The sequence below is a fragment of the Undibacterium sp. 5I2 genome (assembly GCF_035019605.1).
GTDB lineage: Bacteria > Pseudomonadota > Gammaproteobacteria > Burkholderiales > Burkholderiaceae_D > Undibacterium.
Map to the genome: position 1 here is coordinate 1 of NZ_JASJVS010000060.1, position 22,578 is coordinate 22,578.

At 56.5% G+C, this 22,578-nt stretch carries 9 protein-coding genes; 4 read left to right on the plus strand and 5 right to left on the minus strand.

From position 1 onward, the window contains the following. Nucleotides 1-39 precede the first annotated feature (39 nt). The 5 genes from QN359_RS16535 to QN359_RS16555 all read right to left on the minus strand — a co-directional run bounded on the left by QN359_RS16535 (nucleotide 40) and on the right by QN359_RS16555 (nucleotide 5,621). Nucleotides 40-336 (minus strand): PIN domain-containing protein, encoded by a 297-nt coding sequence (locus QN359_RS16535; protein WP_322249754.1) that lies wholly within the window; start codon nucleotides 334-336, stop codon nucleotides 40-42. After that, nucleotides 333-527 (minus strand): type II toxin-antitoxin system VapB family antitoxin, encoded by a 195-nt coding sequence (locus QN359_RS16540; protein WP_322249755.1) that lies wholly within the window; start codon nucleotides 525-527, stop codon nucleotides 333-335. The genes QN359_RS16535 and QN359_RS16540 overlap by 4 nt, the downstream gene beginning before the upstream one ends. A 250-nt stretch (nucleotides 528-777) precedes the next feature. After that, nucleotides 778-1,197: a DUF971 domain-containing protein gene (locus QN359_RS16545; RefSeq protein WP_322249756.1), complete on the minus strand. Its 420-nt coding sequence runs from the start codon at nucleotides 1,195-1,197 to the stop codon at nucleotides 778-780. A 3-nt stretch (nucleotides 1,198-1,200) separates the two neighbouring features. After that, nucleotides 1,201-1,650, minus strand: a complete 450-nt coding sequence (locus QN359_RS16550) for an HIT family protein (RefSeq protein ID WP_322249758.1) — start codon at nucleotides 1,648-1,650, stop codon at nucleotides 1,201-1,203. Next, a complete protein-coding gene (locus QN359_RS16555) occupies nucleotides 1,647-5,621 on the minus strand; it encodes an FAD/FMN-binding oxidoreductase (protein ID WP_322249759.1) in 3,975 nt (1,324 codons plus the stop codon). The genes QN359_RS16550 and QN359_RS16555 overlap by 4 nt, the downstream gene beginning before the upstream one ends. 511 nt (nucleotides 5,622-6,132) lie before the next feature. On the opposite strand from QN359_RS16555, the gene QN359_RS16560 reads away from it, so the two are divergent. From QN359_RS16560 to QN359_RS16575, 4 genes are all read left to right on the plus strand, one after another. Further along, nucleotides 6,133-7,824 carry a ShlB/FhaC/HecB family hemolysin secretion/activation protein gene (locus QN359_RS16560; protein ID WP_322249760.1) on the plus strand — a complete coding sequence of 564 codons (1,692 nt, stop codon included), beginning with the start codon at nucleotides 6,133-6,135 and terminating at the stop codon, nucleotides 7,822-7,824. A gap of 38 nt (nucleotides 7,825-7,862) precedes the next feature. Then, entirely contained in the window at nucleotides 7,863-21,002 is a 13,140-nt protein-coding gene (locus QN359_RS16565) for a hemagglutinin repeat-containing protein (protein WP_322249761.1), read from the plus strand. Beyond that, entirely contained in the window at nucleotides 21,002-21,304 is a 303-nt protein-coding gene (locus QN359_RS16570) for a hypothetical protein (protein WP_322249762.1), read from the plus strand. Before QN359_RS16565 ends, QN359_RS16570 begins: the two co-directional genes overlap by 1 nt. Before the next feature lie 506 nt (nucleotides 21,305-21,810). After that, nucleotides 21,811-22,566 carry a hypothetical protein gene (locus QN359_RS16575; RefSeq protein ID WP_322249763.1) on the plus strand — a complete coding sequence of 252 codons (756 nt, stop codon included), beginning with the start codon at nucleotides 21,811-21,813 and terminating at the stop codon, nucleotides 22,564-22,566. Nucleotides 22,567-22,578 lie beyond the last annotated feature (12 nt).

Below are 22,578 nucleotides of genomic sequence, written 5' to 3' on the forward strand. Positions count from 1 at the left end.
AAAACACAAACAAACAGACTTCAATGAGATCGGTTCAATTTAAAAAGTTACACGACAAGTAGTCTGACAGATGGGGAGGGCGCGTAATGTGCGGTAGTTCTCGGCCGCTCGCAGCGCGATGCGCACGCCGCCTAACTCGACTATCTTGAGTGCGGTAAGAAATTTTTTCGCCCGTTGCAGATCGCGCTCGCGGCTAAAGCCTTGCAAAACTTCAAGCAAAATAATATCGCCGGTGGCAACAAACTCGCTCCCTAGCATGGCATCAAGCGCATCAGTCTGACGCGTCACCGCGCCTCGGAAATAATCGATCCATACACTGGAATCGACCAAAATCATCGGTCTGCTCGCATGACATCGAGATCACCTTGCCAAGCCAGAATACCTCTGAGTTGGCGAATTTGTTCCTGCTGTTTCAAGCGCAACAGAGTGCGCAATCCGAGTTCGACAACTTCACGTTTGGTCTTGAGACCAGTCAAGTGCAGCGTCTCTTGAATCAAGTTATCATCGATGACAATATTGGTTCGCATGATGCCCTCCACGGCTGAATTTTGATTATCCTAGCGCGAGTCAACGAAGAGATCAAGCCGTTTTTACACTGCCGTGCGCGGATCTGACAAGGGCATTATTCCGACGATTGCGGTAAAGCTATGCTGCGCAATTGGAAGCAGCCGTCGCTGTTAAACACCTAGGTTTCGGAACTCTCACAGCGACCGCCGTACTGGAGCATGGCCTTGCATAGTTATCCACTGACAGCGCGCGGCGCGGCGACTACTCAATTCAATGCGAATGACCACAGGCGCTGCCCGCCTTGCCCTGCATCGGCGCATCACGGCCGCTGTCATCAGGGAAGCCGGCTTCCTGCAATTTTTGCAGATACTCTTGCCACAGGCGCGCCTGCTCAGTACCCAACTGGTAGAGATAATCCCAAGTGAAGATACCGGAACTGTGGCCGTCATCAAACACCGGTTTGACGCCGTAGTTCCCGACCGGCTCAAGTGCACTGAGGCTGACGCCACGTTTGCCGGTTTGCAGAATTTCTTGGCCGGCACCGTGACCGCGTACTTCAGCCGACGGCGAATACACGCGCAATAATTCGAATGGCAAGGAAAAGCTGCAGCCGTCATCAAAAGCGATGTCCAACACGCCGCTCTGGGTGCGAGCATCGAGGGCGGTAGGCTGGGGTTTGACTATGGTCATGAGTTACTCTATCAGGGTAGGTAGTGCAAGATTCAAAGCAACGATCAGTTCGCTGCGCAATTGCGGCAATACCGCACGGCGGGCCGCCAACGCCAGCGCATCGGGCGAGCTGCCATGGGGCGCGGCCCACACTGGCTGGGGAAAATGGGCATCGTCGATAAAACGTGGAATCACATGCCAATGCAGATGCGGCACCATATTGCCGAAACTGGCCAGATTGATTTTATCTGGCTGCATCACACGACGCAGCACCGTTTCGACTTGCCACACCACGGCCATCAACAACTGACGATCAGGCTCGCTCAGCTCGCTCATTTCCTTGACATGCGCATGCCAAATCACACGGCAAAAACCAGGATAATTGGCGTCATCGACCAAGATCACGCGCCATTTTTCGGCGGCGACAATCACGTCGCCGCCATCGAGCGCACATAATTCGCAGTGCGCACTCACACCAACACCCGTTCTATGCCGCCATTATTGGCTTTGGCTACATACTCGGGCAACCAGTTTTCGCCTAATACATGGCGGGCCATTTCGATGACGATGTAGTCGGCCGTGGTGTTGCTGTCATCGTTGTAACGCGTCAAGCCCTGCATGCAAGCTGGGCAAGAAGTCAGAATTTTGACGTCGCCGGTAAAGCCATCGGCGCGCAACTTGTCTGCCCCTTTGAGCATTTCCTCTTCTTTGCGGAAGCGGATCTGCGTCGAGATATCGGGGCGCGATACCGCCAGCGTGCCAGCTTCGCCACAGCAGCGATCATTTTTTTCTATCTTGACTTGATCGATCGTGGTGATCAAAGCATTGACGGTTTTCAAAGGATCCTGCAATTTCATCGGTGTATGACAAGGGTCATGGTACATGTAGCGGGTACCGCTGACGCCTTCGAGTTTCATACCTTTTTCCAGCAAATACTCATGGATGTCGATGATGCGACAGCCCGGGAAAATTTTATCGAATTGATAGGTGGCAAGTTGATCGTAACAAGTGCCGCAAGAAACCACGACCGTTTTGATATCGAGATAATTGAGCGTGTTGGCCATACGATGGAACAGCACACGGTTATCGGTAATCATCTTCTCGGCCTTGTCGAACTGGCCGGCGCTGCGTTGCGGATAACCGCAGCACAGATAGCCTGGCGGCAGCACTGTCTGCACGCCGACTTGCCATAACATCGCTTGCGTCGCCAGACCAACTTGCGAAAATAGCCGCTCCGAGCCGCAGCCCGGGAAATAAAACACCGCCTCGGTGTCGGCCGTGGTGGTAGCAGGATTACGGATGATGGGAACGATTTTATCGTCCTCGATATCGAGCAAGGCACGCGCCGTTTTCTTGGGCAAATTCCCCGGCATTTTTTTATTGATGAAGTGAATCACCTGCTCTTTGATAGCCGGCTTGCCGATCGAAGCAGGCGGCGCCTTGGTCTGTTTTCTGGCCAATTGTTTCAGCACCGTATTACCGAAACGCTGAGCACCGACACCCCAGCCGAAAATCACTTTGCGGGCCGCCTTAATGGTGGCCGGATCTTTGGCATTGAGGAAAAACATCGCCGCCGTGGTGCCGGGGTTAAACGATTTCTTATCCATTTTGCGCAACAGATTGCGCATATTCATGGAGACATCACCGAAATCAATATCGACCGGACACGGCGTCACGCACTTATGACAGACCGTGCAATGGTCGGCCACATCTTCGAACTCTTCCCAATGCTTGATGGAAATCCCACGACGGGTTTGCTCTTCGTATAGAAACGCTTCGACCAATAAAGAGGTGGCAAGAATTTTATTGCGTGGTGAATACAGTAAATTGGCGCGCGGCACATGGGTCGCACACACCGGTTTACATTTTCCGCAACGCAAGCAATCCTTGACGCTGTTAGCAATCGCACCAATATCGCTTTGTTGCATGATCAAGGATTCATGCCCCATCAAACCGAACGAGGGCGTATAGGCATTGCGCAAATCGGCCGCATAGCCTGGCAAATTGAGCAACTTGCCTTTGTTAAAGCGGCCATCCGGATCGATGCGTTCTTTGTACGAGCGGAAATCTTTGATTTCATCTTCGGTTAAAAATTCCAACTTCGTGATACCAATGCCATGCTCACCCGAGATCACGCCATCCAAGGCACGGGCCAGCACCATGATGCGCGCGACGGCTTGATGTGCCACCTGCAGCATGGCATAGTCATCCGAATTGACCGGTAAATTGGTATGCACATTGCCATCGCCTGCATGCATGTGCAAGGCGACGAACACGCGGCTACGCAATACTTTCTTGTGTACGGCCACGCACTCATCGAGTATCAGCTTGAACGCCGCACCATTGAAAATCTGGCGCAACTGGGCCCGTACTTCCTGCTTCCAAGAGATACGCACGGTACGATCTTGGACGATAGAAAACACGCTGGCATCGGCTTGCTGCTGTACCCGTTCGGCAAACACCGCATCCAAGCTAGCCAAGCCATGCAAGCTCAGCCCGGCGCGCGCCTCGGCCAGCGGCAGATCGAGCTGAGTCAGCAGATACGTCCAGCGGGCATGGGTTGCGGCCAGCAAGGCAACGGTCTGGCTGACGCGGTCTTCCAGCAACTCGGCGGCAGAAATATCATCGCCGTCGGCATCTTCGCTTTTTCCTAAAGGCAAATTACCCTTGGCGAAAAACTCTTGCAAGGCCGTGATCAGGGCCAGCTTGTTTTGTATCGACAATTCGATATTGATGCGTTCTATACCATCGGTATATTCACCCATGCGATTGAGCGGAATGACGACGTCTTCATTGATTTTGAAGGCATTGGTATGTTTCGAAATCGCCGCAGTTTTGGCGCGATCGAGCCAAAACTTCTTACGCGCTTCCGGACTGACGGCAACAAAGCCTTCACCGACGCGGGTATTGGCAATCCGTACCACTTCCGAAGCCGCTTGCGCCACGGCGTTTTCATCGTCACCGACGATGTCGCCGAACAGCGCCATCTTCGGCAGTACACCGCGCTTGGATTTGGTGGTGTAACCGACGGCGCGCAGATAACGTTCGTCGAGATGCTCGAGACCGGCCAAAATAGCCCCGCCTTTTTTGGTTTCGCCATCGAGGTAATCTTTAATTTCGACTATGCTTGGAATCGCGTCGCGCGCTTGGCCGAAAAATTCCAGGCAAACGGTACGGGCAAATTTCGGCATCTTGTGCAAGATCCAGCGCGCCGACGTGATCAACCCGTCGCAACCTTCTTTTTGCACGCCTGGCAAACCGGCCAGAAATTTATCGGTCACATCCTTGCCCAGACCTTCTTTGCGAAATACCCGGCCCTTGATTTCCAGACGTTCGGTTTTGAACGACTGTTTTTCGCCGGGATGTGTCCAGACCAAGTCAAACTTGGCTAATTCAACATCATGAATCTTGCCCAGATTGTGTTCGATACGCGTCACTTCGAGCCAATCGCCATTCGGGTCGACCATCTTCCACGAAGCCAGATTATCGAGCGCAGTGCCCCACAACACGGCTTTTTTGCCGCCGGCATTCATCGCCACATTGCCGCCTATGCAAGACGCTTCGGCCGAGGTCGGGTCGACCGCAAACACATAGCCGGCTTTTTCCGCCGCATCAGCGACGCGTTTGGTGACCACGCCGGCACCGGAGTAGATGGTGGCGTAATCGCGCTCGACACCGGGCAGGCGCGTGATTTCCACCGCCCCGAGTTGTTCGAGCTTTTCGGTATTGATCACCGCTGACAAAGGCGTGAGCGGAATCGCACCACCGGTGTAACCGGTGCCGCCGCCGCGCGGGATGATGGTCAGACCGAGTTCAATACAGCTCTTGACCAGCCCAGCCATCTCGTCTTCGGTGTCGGGCGTGAGCACGACGAATGGATATTCGACGCGCCAATCGGTGGCATCGGTCACATGCGAAACGCGGCTCAGGCCATCGAACTTGATATTGTCTTTGGCGGTGTAACGCGCCAGCAAGCGATTGGCCTTCTTGCGCAGATCATAGGTGGCGCGAAATTGTCGAGCGAATTCGGCCACCGCCGCGCGGGCCGCATGCACCAAAGTTTCCACACTATGGCTGCGTTCGGCATCGTCATCATTAGCGGTATTGAGACGGCGCTTCTCGACTTCGCCCAAGCGGTGGTTCAAGGCATCGATCAAATCTTGCCGCCGCTTAGGATTGTCGAGCATATCGTCTTGCAGATACGGATTACGCTGCACCACCCAGATATCGCCAAGCACTTCGTAGAGCATGCGCGCCGAGCGCCCGGTTTGGCGTTTACCGCGTAATTGATCGAGCAATAACCAGGCATCTTCGCCCAGCAGACGAATGACGATTTCACGGTCGGAAAACGAGGTGTAATTGTACGGAATTTCACGCACGCGGGTAGCACCGGCGCCCGGAGGCGTGTCAGCGAGCAAAGCAGGAACAGGGAGGGGAGCGTTCATCAGAGGCGTGGATGTTGCGGACGACAGCGCAGCAGTATGGCATGGCAGTGGCGCAGACAAAACCGAAAGCGAGTTTCGCAAACCCCGTGCAGCTATAGCTGTTAGGCATCATTCCTGAGTTTTTAAAGGCTTATTTTAGCGTATTGCGCCCAACCACGCGGCAACAGCCTTGAAGTTTGTATGGCTATGTTAGGAATATGCCGTGGTTTTCCAAACGTAATTTGGGAAAAGCGCGATTTTTTTTCACAAATCGGCTTTTGATGCGCCTCGATGATGCAAAAAGGCACTATTGCGGGGCATGATAAAAAGCCACTACCCTCACTTAGCTTATTGTTTTTCGGCTGGAATTTCGGCTATTTCGCGGAGTTAAGCGTAGTTTCAGATTTTTCCTACACTTTACCTCGCTCTTGGAGTTCTACAATTGTCCGCTATTCAATTTCAAAATTCCGCGATGCCTGCTTTCTTTGATTCACTTCAACCTCTATGTGCCCGTCTGGCAATCGGGTTGACTGTGCTCGCCACAACGGCTCAAGCCCAAGTACCGAGCACGGTCGATAGCGAAGAACAACGCCGACGCACACAAGAACAGTACCAACAGCGGATGCGTCAGACGGAGGAACCGGTAGTCAAGCTGGCCGATGGCGAATATGTAGCCGAGCAAGCCTTGCAGTTACCGGCAGAAAGCCCTTGTTTTCCCATCAAACAAATACACTTGCAATTGCCCGAGCAACTCTCAGAGAGCGTGCGTGCGGCCGGCGCATTCGCCTTGCCACAAGACAAGCTGCATTTTGCCCACAGTTATCTGCAGAATTATGTCGGTACCTGTATCGGCAAACAAGGGCTCAATTTGATCGTCCAAGGTCTGGGCGCGCTGATCTTGGTGCGCGGCTACAGCACCACGCGCATTGGTATTCCCGAACAAGACTTGTCCAGCGGTACGCTCAGACTGAGTCTGATACCAGGCATGATACGGCGCATTCACATCAAGGACGCGCAAATACGTACCAGCACCCGATCGACCTTCCCCGGCCAAGCCGGCACCCTGCTCAATTTGCGCGATTTGGAACAAGGCTTGGAACAACTCAAGCGGGTCCCGAGTCTGGATGTGGAAATGCAAATCATCCCCGGTGACACAGCGGGGGAAAGTGATGTACTGCTCGACATCGTCCAAGGCAAGCCCTGGAAAGTCAGCGTCACGCTCGACGACAGCGGCAGTCGCAGTACCGGAAAATGGCAAGCCGGCGTCCAGGTCGCGCTCGACCAGCCGCTCGGCTTGGCCGACATTTTCTCGTTCGGTTTCAACAGCGATGCCGACCGCGCCTCTGATCGCCGCAGTACCAGCGGCAATCATTTTTATTACGCGCTGCCATTCGGGTATACCGAACTGGCCTTCGCCGGCAGCAGTTACGATTATCAACAAAAAATCGCTGGCCAAGAGGCCGACTTTATCTGGAGCGGCCGCTCGAAAAATCTTGATGTACGCCTGAGCCAGGTATTCCAGCGCGATCAGATGCAAAAAAATACCTGGCAATTCAAAACTGGCAAACGCTGGAGTCGCGCCTACGCCAACGACGCCGAGCTGGGCAACCAACAACGCCATACCAGCTTTGCCGAACTATCTTGGCTGCACAAACACTATTTTGGGCGCGCCCAACTCGACTTCAATTTGACCCAGCGTTGGGGCGTCAACTGGTTCAATGGCCAAGCCGACCCGCCGGCCGAACTGCGGAAAGACGATGACGGCAGCTTCCGTTACAGCTTGCAAACCATCGATGCCAGTTTCATCGCACCATTTCAATTTGCACGCCACTCCTTGAGCTGGATGAGCAGCTTGCGCGCCCAATACAGCAATGCGCGACTGTATGCCAGCGACCAATTCAGCATCGGCAACCGCTACACCGTGCGCGGCTTTGACGGCGAGTTGAGTCTGGCGGCCGAACGCGGTTTTTTTCTGCGTAACGAAGTCAAGCTCGCGCTCGGCGGATCCGGCACCTCCCTTTACCTCGGCCTCGATCTGGGTAAAGTCAGCGGACCTGCGCGCAGCAAATTAGCCGGTGACAAGTTGGCCGGCACCGCCCTCGGCCTGCGCGGCGCTTGGGGGGGACTGCAATACGACATCTTCTCGGCTTGGTCGCTGTATCAACCCAGCCACTTCCCCAGCGCCAGCCCGGTCGCCGGAATCAACCTGAGTTGGCAATATTGACGCCCTGCTCGTTATGACATCAAAACTATTTTTTTATCATGAATAAAAACGCTTACCGTATCGTTTTCAACAAAAAACGTCAGTTGCTGATGGTGGTTGCCGAACAAGTAAGCAGCGCCGGCACTGGCGTGCGATCTGCAGCACCATCCAGCGCGCGGCAGACTAGCCAGCGTCTGTGGCGTTTCACCCCCTTGACAATATTGCTCGCCAGTTTATTTGGTACGCTGGCACAAGCCCAGATCGTCACTGCCCCCGGCACCAGCGGCACCAGCATTGCACTCACCGCCAATGGCCGCCCGCTGGTGCAGATCGCCGCCCCCAACGCCAGCGGACTGTCGCATAACCGCTATGAAAAATTTAATGTCGACGGCAACGGTGCCATCCTCAACAATGCCAACAGCGCCGTTCTGACGCAGCAAGGCGGCTATATCGCCGCTAACCCGCATCTCGGCAAAGAAGGCGCGCGCATCATTCTCAACGAAGTGCGCGGCAGTGGTGCCAGCCAATTGCATGGCTTTGTCGAAGTCGCCGGCCAACGCGCCCAAGTCATTATCGCCAACCCGAATGGCATCAGTTGCAGCGGCTGCGGCTTCATCAATACCGATCGCGCCATGCTCAGCACCGGCGCGCCGGTATTCGACAGCGCTGGCGCTTTGAACGCCTGGCGGGTCACGCGCGGTGCGATTGAAGTCAGTAATCTACAAGCCGCCAACATCGACAGCCTCGACTTGATCGCGCGTACCGTGCGCGTCAATGGCGCGATCTGGGCCAAACAATTACGTGTCATCAGCGGGGCCAACCAAATCGACCACGCCGCGCTTGGCGTGCAGGCTATCGCCGCTGCCAACGACACGGCGGCCGACGCGGTCGGCATTGATGTCGCCAGCTTGGGCGGCATGTATGCCAATAAAATTCGCTTAGTCGGCACTGCCGCTGGGGTTGGCGTGGTCAGCCTCGGCAATCTGGCCGCCCATAGCGGCGAACTGGAAATTAACAGCCGCGGCCACATTACTTTAGCCGGCCAGACTACGGCACGGGACGGACTGGTCATCAACAGTGACAGCAGCATCACCCAGCGCGGCCAAATTTACAGTCAACAACAAGTCAGCTTGCACAGCAAAGAATTACTGAGCAACAGCGGTGACATCCGTGCTGGCCAAGACCTCACGTTGCAAGCGCAAGCCTTGCAATCGAGTGGTAGCTTGGCGGCAGGGGTAGACGACACCGGTGTGATCGAGCGCAAAGCCGACCTGCGTATCCATACCGACACCGTGCTGCAAACCAGCGGCTGGCAGCTCGCCGGCGGCGCGATCGACATGCGAGCCGCCAGCATGCAACTCGACGGTGCCAACACCGAAGCGGGCGGAGCAATCAGCTTGCAAGCGCGTGAAGGCGAGCTCACGCATCGTCAGGCGACGCTACAAGCCGGTCAAGCACTCCACATCGAGGCGGCAGGCACGCTACACAATGACGGCGGCACACTGCATGGGGCCAGCATCAGCATCAGCGCTGGCGGCATGAATAACCAAAATGGTGGTATCACCAGCGCCGGCAGTATCGCGCTCGCCAGCAACACCTCAATCGACAACAGCGCTGGCAACATCCTCTCACACAGTGATAGCCTGCAATTACACAGTGCACAACTCAGCAATCAATCCGGGCGCATCGCGCTGACTGGTGCAGGTCTGCTGAGCATCAACAGCAATGTCCTCGATAATGGCAGCGGGCAGATCGCCAGCAACGGCGACTTGTCGCTGCAGGCACAGACACTCACGAATCAGGGCCAACTGAGCGCCATATCCCATCTGCAAGCCGTGGTCACGCAGCGACTCAATAACGACCAAGGGACGCTGAGCGCGGCACAACTAAGCCTGCAGACGCCGCATCTGAGCAACCAGTCCGGTCAACTTATCCATTCCAGCAGCAAGGCGGCGCAGTTCGCCGTGACTGAGCAATTCGATAATCGCAACGGCCACTTGTACAGCGAGAGCGAACAACTGAGCTTGGCCCCGGCATTGCTGCAAAACGATGGCGGCAGTATCAACCATGCCGGCACCGGCAGACTCAGCATAGATAGCGCGACCATCAGCAACCGCGCCGGCCAAATCAACGGCAAGGCCTTGCTCACCATCTCCAGCGCCGGCACGCTCGACAACAGCGCCGGACTGATCCAAGCGGCACACGCCTTGCAAGTGCGCGCCACCACGCTCGACAACAGCCAGGGCCGACTGCTCTCGCTCAATCAAGACGGTATGTACCTCGCTGCCAGCGGATACTTGCACAACCTCGATCAAGGTGTGATCGCCGCGAACGGCGATGTCACGCTCGAAGTCCAGCAACTACGCAATCAGGGTAGGATCAGCGCCGTACAGCATCTGCAAGCCCGCATTGCCACCTTACTCGACAATGAAGATGGTCAACTACAGGCCAGCCGCCTGTCACTGTCCGCGCAAGATCTGCGCAATCAAGCAGGAAAAATCAGCCAATCCGGTAGCGACGAAGCGCAGATTGCCATTAGCGGCGTACTCGATAATCGCGCCGGTCTGATTGAAAGCAACAGCACCACCCTGCACTTGGGGCCGGCACGCTTACTCAATCAGCAAGGTCAAATCCATCATGTCGGCAGTGGATTACTCGACATCACCAGCGGCGTGATCGCCAACCAAGGCGGTAGCCTGCTCAGCAATGCCTCGATAGCGCTTGCCACTGAACAAGAAATTGACAATACTCAAGGCAGTGTACAAGCGGCGCAAGGCCTGCACATACAAGCCGGCCAGTTCAACAATGAGGGCGGTCGGGTCTTGGCACTGGGCCCGCAAGGTCTGTCCATTCGCAGCAATGGCGCGATCAATAATCTGGCGGCCAGCCGCGCCGACGGTAAAACCGGTGGTTTGCTCAGCAGTCATGGTGACATGCAATTACAAGCAAACAGCTTGCGTAACAACGGCGACATTATCGCCACAGTAGCCCTCAACGCCAAATTCGAGCAGGCACTCGATAACCGCGCTGGCCAATTGCGCAGTCAAGGTCAAATGCAACTCGATGCCGCCACGCTCAATAATCAAGCGGCCCGCATCGACGCCCCCGAACTGCACATAGTCGCCCAACAAATCGATAACCGCCACGGCCAGATCGCGGCCGATGCCTTACACCTCGACAGCGACAGCGTCGACAACCGGGCCGGCCGCTTGCAACACTTTGGTCACGGCAGCAATATCCTCAACATTCGCAGCCTGCTCGACAACAGCGAGGCCGGTAGCATCCATAGCAACAGTGAGCAATTACTGCTCGCCCCTTGGCGTATCAACAATGACAGCGGCAGTATCTTGCTCGCCGGTCAGGGCCAACTGCAATTGCAAGTCGGTGCGGAACTGAGTAACCGCCAAGGCACGCTGGGAAGCAATGGTGAATTGCAGCTCAGTGCCGGGCAACTCGACAATCAAGGCGGCAGCATCGCCGCCGCCAAACACAGCGCGCTAAGCGTCAGCCAACTGTTTGACAACCGCGCCGGCCAAGTGCTGGCGGCCAAGGACTTGCAACTGAGCGCAGCCAACATCGACAATCGCGGCGGCACCTTGGAGGCCGATCGACTCGACCTCGACAGCCATCAGTTCAACAATCAGGGCGGCAAGTTACAACAATTCAGTCAGGCCGACAGCCGTCTGCGTATCCGCGACTGGCTCGACAACAGCCAAGGCGAGATCCGTCTCAATGGCAGCCAGATTCTGCTGCAAGCGGGAGTATTCGAGAATCATGAGGGCAGCCTTCAGCATGCCGGCAGCGGTACGCTGCAATTACAACTCGGCGAAGGACATAATCGCGCCGGCACCATCCTCGCGAACAATCACATCGACCTGCAAGCTGCGCGCTTCGACAACCAAGCCGGTAAATTATTCAGCCATGGTGATGCCAGCCTCGTCGTCAGCGGCAGCATCGACAACCGTGCCGGCAGTGTGCAAGCAGCACACGCCCTCACCCTACGCGCCAACGACATCGACAACCAGGGCGGCCGCCTCCTCGCGCTCGGCAACAGCGCACTGAAAATCAGCGCCAAGGCCGGCCTCATCAACCGCGACGACTGGCGTGCCGATGGCGAATCAGGCGGTCTGATCGGCGGCAACGGTGCCGTTGATATCCAGGCAGGCACACTCACGAATCACAGCAAAATCAGTGCTGCGAACAACTTACAATTAAGCATCGCCGCACTACTCGACAATCAAGGCGGACGCTTACTAGCCGGGCAAACGCTGCAACTGAGCACGCCCACGTTGCTTAACCGCGATGGCGAAATCGACGCCAAACTTCTGCTGCTGCAAGCTGACGAAATCGATAACCAAGCCGGAAAAATCAGCGCCGATGGCTTACACATCGACGCCTTACGATTATTCAATCAAGCCGGCCTGATCAGCCAATTTGGAGCCAGCCCCAGCCGACTTAATCTCAGCGAAATACTGATCAACAGCGACGCTGGACAAATCGTCAGCAATGCCGCGCAACTCGACATCATCACTGCGGCCCTCGCCAACGAGCGCGGCAGCATCCGGCATGCCGGCAACGACAGCTTGCGCATCGAGGCTGGCCAAGTGCGCAACCAAGCCGGCACTATCAGTAGCAATGCTCGCTTGCAAGTGCAAGCTGACTGGCTCGACAACCGCCAAGGACAGTTGCACACTGTCCAGACTGCCGCACTGCGCCTCAACGGCGCAATCGACAACCAACAAGGCAGCATCCAAGCCGGGCAAGGCATGCAAGTGCAAGCGACGACGCTCGACAACAGTGACGGCCATTTGCTCTCTCTCAATGCCGACGGCTTACAGATACACACGACTGCACATCTTGAAAATGCCGGCGGCCAAATCGGCAGCAACGGCGCGATGCAACTGCAAGCCGCCAGCCTCAGCAACAGCGGCAGCATCACTGCGGCACAAGCACTGCAAGCACACATCGACGGCTCATTCAATAACCAACATGGTCGCCTGGCCGCCGCTGAAACACTGAACCTGCAAGCCAGCACGCTCGACAACCGCTCAGGCCAGCTCGATGCGCGCGACTTGCACCTGAACATCACAGCACTCGACAACCGCGATGGCCAGCTCAGTGCCGACCAATTACAATTACGCAGCGAGCAAGTCGACAACCGCAACGGCAGCATCCGTCAATTAGGTCTCGCGGCCAGCGAACTGCTGCTGAGCGGCCGCTTCGATAACCGCCACGGCCTGTTGCAAAGCAATGCAGACAGCCTGCTGCTCCACGCCGCTGCCATTGACAATGAAAACGGACAATTACTACATGCCGGCAATACTCGCTTCGCACTGCAAACTGGCCTACTCAACAACCAACAAGGCAAGATCGCCAGCAACGGCAGGCTGCAGCTCCAAGCCCAGCAATTCCACAACCAGCAGGCACAGATCGAGGCCGGTGCCGCTCTCGCCATCGACGTCGACAGCGTAATCGATAACAGCGATGGCAGCATCCGCGCCGCCGGTGCGCTGCAACTGCAGGCCGACACCCTCATCAACGACCGTGCCAGCCTGCTCTCGCTCAACGGCGACGGACTGCAAATCGCCCTGCGCGCGAGCCTCTTCAACCGCAGCACGGGCGCGCAGCAAGCGCGCATCGGTAGCAATGGCAGCCTGAGCATCAACGCCGCCACACTGCATAACCGCGGCCTCATCAGCGCCGCCGACACACTGCACGCCCAAGTGAGGGAACAACTCGACAACCAAGATGGTGCAATGGCAGCCGGGCAGCAACTGCATCTCGATGCCGTCAAAATCAACAACCGCAACGGCCGACTCGATGCCGAGCACATCGTGTTGCGCGGCACAGAAATCGACAATCGCCAGGGCAATATCAGCGCCGAACAAATCAGTCTCGATAGCCACACGCTCAATAACCAAGCTGGCCAAATCAAACAGTTCGGCAGGGCAGAAACCCGCTTGGCCGTCAGTACCATGCTCGATAACAGCCTAGGTGGGCAAATCCACAGCAACAGCGAAAATCTGCGCTTAGCACTGCAACATTGGAACAACGATGGCGGCAGTGTAGAACTGGCCGGCAGCGGTTTGCTCGACATCGAAGTTGCTGCCAGCTTATCGAATCAGAACGGAACCATAGGCAGCAACGGCCAGCTACAAATCAGCGCAGATCACCTCAACAACCAGGCCGGTCAGATTTTTTCGCAACAACACACCGCGCTCAGCGGCCGCCTGATCGACAACCGCCAACAGGGAAAACTCAGCGGTGCCCAATTCACCCTACGCAGCGAACAACTCGACAACCGAGAGGGGAAAATCGAAGCGCTTCAACGCGACCTGCGGCTCGATACGAACGCACTCGATAATCGCGGCGGCAGCATACAACACCTCGGCAGCGGCAGCTTAGCCATGACGGTAGCGCAGCAACTCGACAACAGCAGCATACAAAACATCGCCGGCTTCATCGGCAGCAATGGCCAATTGCAACTCCATGCCGGCCGCATCGACAACCGCCACGGCACCATCTACAGCCAACACGATGCGCAAGTGCACAGTGCCGACGTCGTCAACAACCACACTGGCATCATCCAAAGCGATGGCGCACTCACCCTCAGTGCCGTCGGCGCACTCGATAATCAGCAAGGCCGCATAGAAAACAATGGCAGCGCCGCCGTGCTCGCCATCAGCGCCCTCAGCTTGGACAATCGCGCCGGCCGCATTGCCAACAGCGGCAGTGGCAGCAGCCGCATCATCAGCCACAGCGCTGTACACAATGCCGGCGGCACCATCGGTAGCAACGGCGAGGTCTACCTCGCCGGCATCGAACTCAGCAACATCGACGGTGCCAGCATCATCGCCGGCGGCGCGCTGACACTGGCGCTCCGCGATCTGCTCGACAACCGCAACGGCAGCATCTTTGCCACCGACACGATTACCAGTGAGGATGCCAGCGCCCGCCTCGACAACCGCGCCGGCCAGCTCACTGCCGGCCAAGCCATACGACTACAGTTTACCGCCGTCGACAACCGCGCCGGCCACATCCGCCATCGCCAAGCCGACGCCGGCGATGCCACCGCTGAAACCGTGCGCAGCATTACACTGAGCAGCGGCAGCTTACAAAATGAAGGCGGACATATCGACAGTCTGGACGACCTCACCCTCACGCTCGCCAGCCTCGACGGTAGCGGCAGCCTCGCCGCCGGCCGCGACGCCGCGATCACCCTGCAAGGCGACTACCACAATGCCAGCGGAAAGCAATTCAGCGCCAACCGCGACCTGTATTTCAGCACCAGCGGCAAGCTCAGCAACGACGGCAGCCTGAGCGCGATGCGCCATCTTCATCTCAACGCCGGCGCGCTCGACAACCGCGGCCTCATCAATGCCGGCGGTGGCAACAGCGGAATCACAGTCAGCGGCACTCTCAATAACTGGGGACGCGTCTACGGCGACGACATCGCCATCGGCGCCACTGCACTCAGCAATACCCAAGACCGCAGCGGCAACGCCGGCGTGATCGCTGCGCGCAGGAAACTTCAGATCGGTGCCACCAGCATCAGTAATACCGAAGGGGCGCTGCTCTACAGTGCCGGCCAGTTGCGCGTCGGTGCCAGCCTCGATACAGCCCAGCAAGACAGCGGCAGCGCTGCATACTTACTCAATGCCTCCGCCAAGATCGAAGCCGATGGCGATATCGAACTCAATGCCCTTACCATCGACAATCGCAACGACCATTTTGCCACCGAACAGCGCGTGACGTCGACCAAGGAGATCAAAGAGTATCAACTCCAAAACGATAGCCAACGCTGGGACAGCACGCTGGTGCGCCAAGCACGATGCAACCCGGATAACTTCGATTGCCTTTTCATGCCAGATGGCAGCTCTGGACAAAACTACACCGAATATAATTACACCCGTACCATCAGCGAGACCTTCATCACGCAATCGCGCCCGGCCGAACTGATCAGCGGTGGCAACCTGCTCATCAACGGCATAGTCAACAATAACAACAGTCGTATCGTGGTCGGCGGCACCCTGCATGGCGCGCCGACCAGCATCACCAACAACGAAAGCCCGGGCACCACCTTCATCGACGACCAAGGCACCTCGCAATACACCTATACGCGGTGGCATGGGGGCTTTACCAGAGAACGAAAAAGACACTGGAACCCCCACCAAACCTATGCCCCGGCGATACAGCAACAAACCAGCGCCCTGCAAATCGCACCCAACCTATGGCAAACGTTCAACAGCGCGATCGCGGTCACGCCACTCGACGTCAGCAGCGCCGCAGTATTGGCCTTAGGTACTAACCAGGCCGCCCCCACACTCAGCGGCACGGCGGCAGGCGTCGCCACGCTCAGCGCAGGCAATACGGCGCCCACCACGCTCAACGACAACATCACCGTATTGGCAGCCGCGCAAGGGCAGGCCGGTAACGACACCAGCCTAACGGCGACGGCAAGCACACAAGTCGCCGTCTCAGGTAGTGCCGGTAACGCTGCCAGCATCAACGCCGGCAGCGATGCCGGCACGCCGGTATCTGGCGCAGACAGCCATACGCCGCAGCAGATTGCTCAAATCAGCGAAGGCTCAGGCAACAGCAACAGTAACAACATGGCCGCCGACAGCATCAAGCCCATCAGCGCACCGGCCGCCAGCGTCGCCGCAGCCAGTATCGTCAGCGCAACAGGCCCACAAACCCTGGCTCAGGCTGGCCTCGCCTTGCCACATTTGGTCTTACCCAACAAGCAGTTATTCCAAGTGCGCCCTCAATCAAGCTTGCCCTACCTGATAGAAACCGACCCGGCATATACCAACTACCAAAGCTTCCTCTCCAGCGACTACCTGTTAAGCCAAATCGGCAGTGACCCACAAAGAATTCAAAAACGCTTAGGCGATGGATTTTATGAACAAAAACTGATCAACGAGCAAATACTCGAACTGACCGGTCGCCGTTTCCTCGGCGCTTACGGCTCGAATGAAGAACAATACCGCGCCCTGATGACAGCCGGTGTCGCCACAGCCGAACAATTTCAACTCACCCCTGGCATTGCGCTCAGCGGCGCGCAAATGGCCGCGCTCACGGCCGACATGGTGTGGTTAGTCGCGCAATCACTCACCCTGCCCGACGGCAGCAGCGACCAAGTATTGGTACCGGTCGTGTACTTGGCGCAAGCCCATACCAGCGACATCAAGCCGAACGGCGCGCTGATTTCAGCCCAGCACATCGACCTGCGCCTGCCCGGCTCCTTGCACAACAGCGGCACCCTCTTAGCTGCTGGCAACATGCACATACAAGCCAGCAATATCCACAATACCGGCCAGATCAACAACACGGCCAGCAGCGGCAACACCGTCTTAACTGCCAGCAACGACATCATCAATCACGGCGGTACCATCAGCGGCCATCGCGTCGGCATCCTGGCCGGCCGCGACGTCCTCATCAGCACCAGCACCACCAGTGCCAGCAACAGCTTCGGCACGGCAAGCAATGGCTACGCCAGCAGCCACACCCTGATCGACCGCGTCGCCGGCGTTCACGCCGCCCAACTCAGCATCAGCGCCGGACGCGATCTGACACTCACCGGTGCCGACATACAAAGCAGCGGCAGCGCCAGCCTGCTCGCCGGCCGCGATGTCAACTTGCAAGCCGTCACCACCAGCCTCGCCTCGAACAGCCAAACCGATAGCGGCAACTCGCTGCGCCAGTCCAACACCACCGTGCACGGCACCCAGCTGCACAGCGGCGGCGACCTGCTCATCCGCGCCGAGCGCGACCTCAGCGCCAGTGCCGCCTACCTGCACAGCGACGGCAATCTCATCGCCACTGCCACGCGCGACCTCACCATCGCCAGCGCCGCACAAAACAACAGCTTCAATCAGGCCACGACCCAGAGCAGTAGCGGTTTGTTCTCGTCTTCCATGAACCACAGCCAAGCCACGCAACAACAAAGCCAAGCCGTATCCAGCACCATCTCGGGTGAGCGTGTGCAATTACAGGCCGGCAACAACCTCGCCATCGTCGGCAGCCATGCCGTCGCCAGTGGCGACCTCGCCCTCGCCGCCGGCCATGATCTGCGCATACAAAGCGCGCAGAACAGCAGCAGCACGAGTCTACATAGCGAACAACAACAAAGCGGCCTGTTCGCCAGTTCTGGCGGCATCACCTTGGGATCACAAGCCAGCCAGCACACCAACAGCAGCACCACCCTCAGCCAGCAAGCCAGCACCGTTGGCAGCACCGGCGGCACCGTCACCCTCAGCGCCGGTAATCAGTACACCCAAAGCGCCAGCCACGTCCTCGCCGCCGGCACCGGCGACGTTCAAATCTTAGCTAAAAACGTAACCCTCAGCGCCGCCAGCGACACCATGCAAGCGAGTCAGAGTAGCCACAGCCAGCAAAGCGGTCTGAGCCTTTCCATCAGCAACCCCGTGCTCAGCGCGGCCAACAGCGTACAACAAATGGGCCAAGCCGCCAGCCAAGTCAGCGATCCGCGTTTGCAAGCGCTGGCCGCCGCCAGTGCCACCCTGGCCGTTAAACAAGCGGCCAGCAGCGTTGCCAATAATCCCGGCAGCGCCGGCGGCATCCAGATCGGTATCAGTCTGGGCAGTAGCCAAAGCAGCAGCCAAAGCCAACAAAGCAGCCAACAGGCGGCCGCCAGCACGGTGCAAGCCGGTGGCAATGTCATTATCGTTGCCAGCGGTGATCCAGCTAAAAAGGACGGCAACATCGCCATCAGCGGCAGCCACCTCAACGCCGGCGGCCACGCCGCCCTGATTGCCGACGGCGATATCACGCTGCAATCAGCGCAAAACAGCAGCCAACAAAGCAGCAGCAACCACAGTAGCAGCGCCTCACTCGGCGTTGGCCTCGGCATCGGCGGCACGAACAGCGGTTTCACCGTCACGGCCAACGCCAGTCAGGGCAAAGGCCAAGGCAATGGCAGTGACATAAGCCACAGCAACAGCAGCATCAGCGCCGGCAAACAGTTACTGATTTCATCGGGTGGCGATACCACGCTCGCCGGTGCCGTCGCCAGCGCCCACACCATCACCGCCCAAGTTGGCGGTAACCTCCACATCGCCAGCCAACAAGACAGCAGCAACTACAACAGCACCCAACACAGCGCCGGCATCGGCGTCGCCATTCCTATCGGTGCCGGCACCGGCAGTGTCAGCGGCCAGCTCAGTAATAGCAAGATCAACAGCCAGTATGCCAGCGTTGGACAACAATCCGGCTTACTGGCCGGTGACGGTGGTTTTACTGTTCAGGTCGGCGGTAAAACCGCACTCACGGGTGCCGTGATTGCCAGTACCGCGCAAGCGCTTGAACAAGGGCTGAACAGTTTTAACAGCGCCAATGGTTTGGTGATGAACGATATGCAAAACCAAGCAGCATTTAGCGCACACAGCATGAGTGCCAGCGGTGGCGTCGGCACGCTGCCAGCGGGGAACCAAGGTACGGCCCTCGGTTTGGGTCTGGCTGGGGGAAATGCGCAGAGCGTTAGCCAGAGCGGGATTTCCGGCATCGCAGGAAACACCAGCATCACCAGCGATGCCGCACAAACCGGCATTGCAGCGATATTCAATGCCCAGCAAGTGCAGCAAACTATCAACGCGCAAACGCAGATCACAGCAGCGGCCAGCCAGCAAGCACCGCAGGCCGTGGCGAGTTATGCAGAGAGCCAGCAAACTGCTTTGCGCGAACAAGCGAAAAACGAAAACGATCCGATCAAACGCGCCGAGCTACAAAGCGAAGCCGATAAGTGGAACGAAGGCGGTGTTAATCGCGCGAAGCTACACCTCGTCACCGGTGCATTAAGCGGCGGAATTGGTGGCGCACTTGGTGCCGGCGCGGCGGCACTGGCGACACCGATGCTTGAGCAGGTTCAGAACAGTATGGCTGAACAACTCACCGGAGCCAGTCTCGCGCCTGACCTTGCGAACATGGCGGCGCAAGCGATTGCGACCGGGGCTGCGGCAGGTATCGGTGGCGCGGCAGGTGGCGTATCAGGTGCGGCCATGGGCTTGGTGGTGGATGCGAATAATCGGCAGTTGCATCCTGATGAAACTGCAAAACTCAAACAACTTCAGCAAGGTAAAACCCAAGAAGAGCGACGACGGCTTACCGACGCAGCATGTGCGATGGTACATTGTTCCGCAGGAGTTCCAGATAGTGATCCCTATAAAACGGCACTGGCCGCATCCGAACAACGTGGGCAACAATACACGGCTGAACAGAGTCAGTTGAAAATTACCGGCCTGTTCTCTTACGAACGTTTAGACCCATTCGTTGATACCGTCGATCGTTATCAAATTCCAAATCGAACGGTCGGTGCAGTGCAAGGCGTCATGGGATCTGCGGCTGCGGCAAGTGCATTGACGGCTGGATGTGCAACTGTCGTTGGTTGCGGTCTTGGCGCGACGGTTGCAGGTACCAGCCTGGATTATTCGCATGCCGGGTTTCAGCAACTTATCAACGGAAATTTGACGCCAACCTATGGCGAGCAAGCATTGCAAAGTTTGGGATTGAGTCCACAGGCTGCGGCATCGATGTATGGTGCTGTTAATCTTGGGGCGACGGTTGGTAGTGTGGTACTGGCTAATCAGGCTGGTATCAAGTTGACGCAAGCTAATACGTTGGCGCAGGCAAGTTATAAGGACTTTAATGCTGCCGGAGTAAAGATTACCCCTGAAATAATGCAAACTCATCAGGCTCAATCTTTGATTGCGGAAATAAAAGCCGGCAGTCCAACGTTGTCAGCATCAAGAGCAGAAGACATTGCAGCTGGCTACCTTCAATCAGGTACTAATCTTCCGCAAACGGGCATCGCCACGTCAGGCAGCACTTTGGTCAAAGTTGTTCCCAAAGGAGATGTGGTATCGGCTATGACTGGCTATTGGATGAGTCCCCAACAAGCACAGGCGGTTGCATTAATGACGCCAGAGCAGGCAGGGAAAGTGCTCGGTCTGCCGGCAACGCAAGCGGCCAACATACTTAAAAACGGCGTGGACTTCTATGCGATCACGCCCAAGACAGGCACGACACCGACTGTATTCGTGTCAAACGTTGCCAACACGACGCAAGGCGTAGTAACGATGCCAGGAGGCGCGCAGCAAGTCATTGTGCCAAACCGGAGTCAATGGACAACGCCTGCGCCGGTCAATCCCTTCACGTTGCGTAGCGCAGGAGGTGGCTAATGGACAAGGTAAAGAATTTGCAAGAGAAGGCGCGAGTGTTGCGTGAATTGTTGGAGCGGTATGCCAAGGTCGATGACGATGCCGAAATGGTATTGGAATTCATGATGCCGCTGTTCAAACAAATTGAGACTGGAGAAATCACCCCCCCGCATGAACATGAATACCGCTGGTACTTTGCGAACACGGAATCGCCGTTGTTCCAATATGATGATCTTTGTGAAGCGGCGGCAGAATATGCCCGTGCATTAGAAGATTGGAATAATTTTCTGCCATTTCCGCCCTGGCACACCTCAAAGCTATAGTGATATTTATAACAAATCACTCCCCACTCGCCTGTGGCAGGTAGCAGTTAAGAGAAGATCCGCGTTAGCGGCTCTTCGTTTGTCAGCGTCTTTTACTCGGTCGTAATCACCAGACACTCCATCATCACGCGCACCCGAACCCGCGAATGCGGGGTAAAGTTGGTTTAAAAGGTAGTAACTTAGAGAATAAAAATGAAAAATGAAAAACCATATAAGCAACTTTTTAAAGAAACGTTTACTAAAACATTTGGTGAACGTTATACGGAATTCTCTAATTTAGACAAAATTGCCTATTGGATATTCATTGCTTTTATTATTGCTGTTGTTATATATATGTTTTGTTTCAGATGACTCCCCTCTGTGTCAGGATAGTTGGTACTTTGCAAATATGGAGGCACCGTTATTTCAATACGATGATCTTTGTGAAGCGGCGGCAGAATATGTCCGTACATTAGAAGATTAGAATAATCTTCTGCCATTTCCCCCTGGCACACCTCAAAGCTATAGTGATATTTGTAAAAAAGCACTCCCACCCGCCAGTGGCTAATAATCGGCAGTTGTATCCGACAGAGATAAACTGGATTAAAGACAATGCAACTCGCTATGCCTCGCAAAATGGCATCTCAATTGATCAAGCAGTGCAAACGTTGACAGCACAAGCAGATCGACAAGTGCAATCCGGTTCTCCTGGTGAGTCGGATAAGCATGCCTCTGTATTCTTGAAAGAAGCCCATGGTTTGCTGCCGGCAGAAGGGAACTCTGGCACAGGCTATATGTTCTATGCTACACCGACACAACAAGCCAACCCGGAAATGTATGCGCAATATGGCAATACCAATACACCGTCAGCAAGTGCGATTGCCCAAGCCATCACACATAAAGAACAAGCCTTACAACAAGCAGGCAGCCAAACGCTGCTTGCCGCCAGCGTGGCTGGCGTGGTTGCCGGTGCAGGTCCGATAGCGATGATTAATGGCACGCCGATTTTTAGTACTGGAGGTGCTTTGGGTTCGAGTATGTGGGCTTCGCCGGTGGGGACGGCGGCCATTAGTGCGGGTATTAATGCAGGTGCGCAATATGCCCAGAATGGATCAATCAATCCGGTCGATGTTGGAGTTGCAGCCATGACGGGCGGTGCTGGTAGTTATGGAGGTTTATTGTGGAACGTGGGTGTCAATGCAGCAGGTGGTGCGGGAGGCGGAGTTTTTCAAGCTAGTTGTCGCCTAAAAGTAAATTTTTATGCCGCCAGTTTCAGTTCTTGATATACGTCCTCA

What these genes read in the sequence shown, in the direction of transcription:
- QN359_RS16535 (WP_322249754.1), bottom strand. Translation starts at nt 336, where the DNA reads ATGATTTTGGTCGATTCCAGTGTATGGATCGATTATTTCCGAGGCGCG.
- QN359_RS16540 (WP_322249755.1), bottom strand. Translation starts at nt 527, where the DNA reads ATGCGAACCAATATTGTCATCGATGATAACTTGATTCAAGAGACGCTG.
- QN359_RS16545 (WP_322249756.1), bottom strand. Translation starts at nt 1,197, where the DNA reads ATGACCATAGTCAAACCCCAGCCTACCGCCCTCGATGCTCGCACCCAG.
- QN359_RS16555 (WP_322249759.1), bottom strand. Translation starts at nt 5,621, where the DNA reads ATGAACGCTCCCCTCCCTGTTCCTGCTTTGCTCGCTGACACGCCTCCG.
- QN359_RS16565 (WP_322249761.1), top strand. Translation starts at nt 7,863, where the DNA reads ATGAATAAAAACGCTTACCGTATCGTTTTCAACAAAAAACGTCAGTTG.
- QN359_RS16570 (WP_322249762.1), top strand. Translation starts at nt 21,002, where the DNA reads ATGGACAAGGTAAAGAATTTGCAAGAGAAGGCGCGAGTGTTGCGTGAA.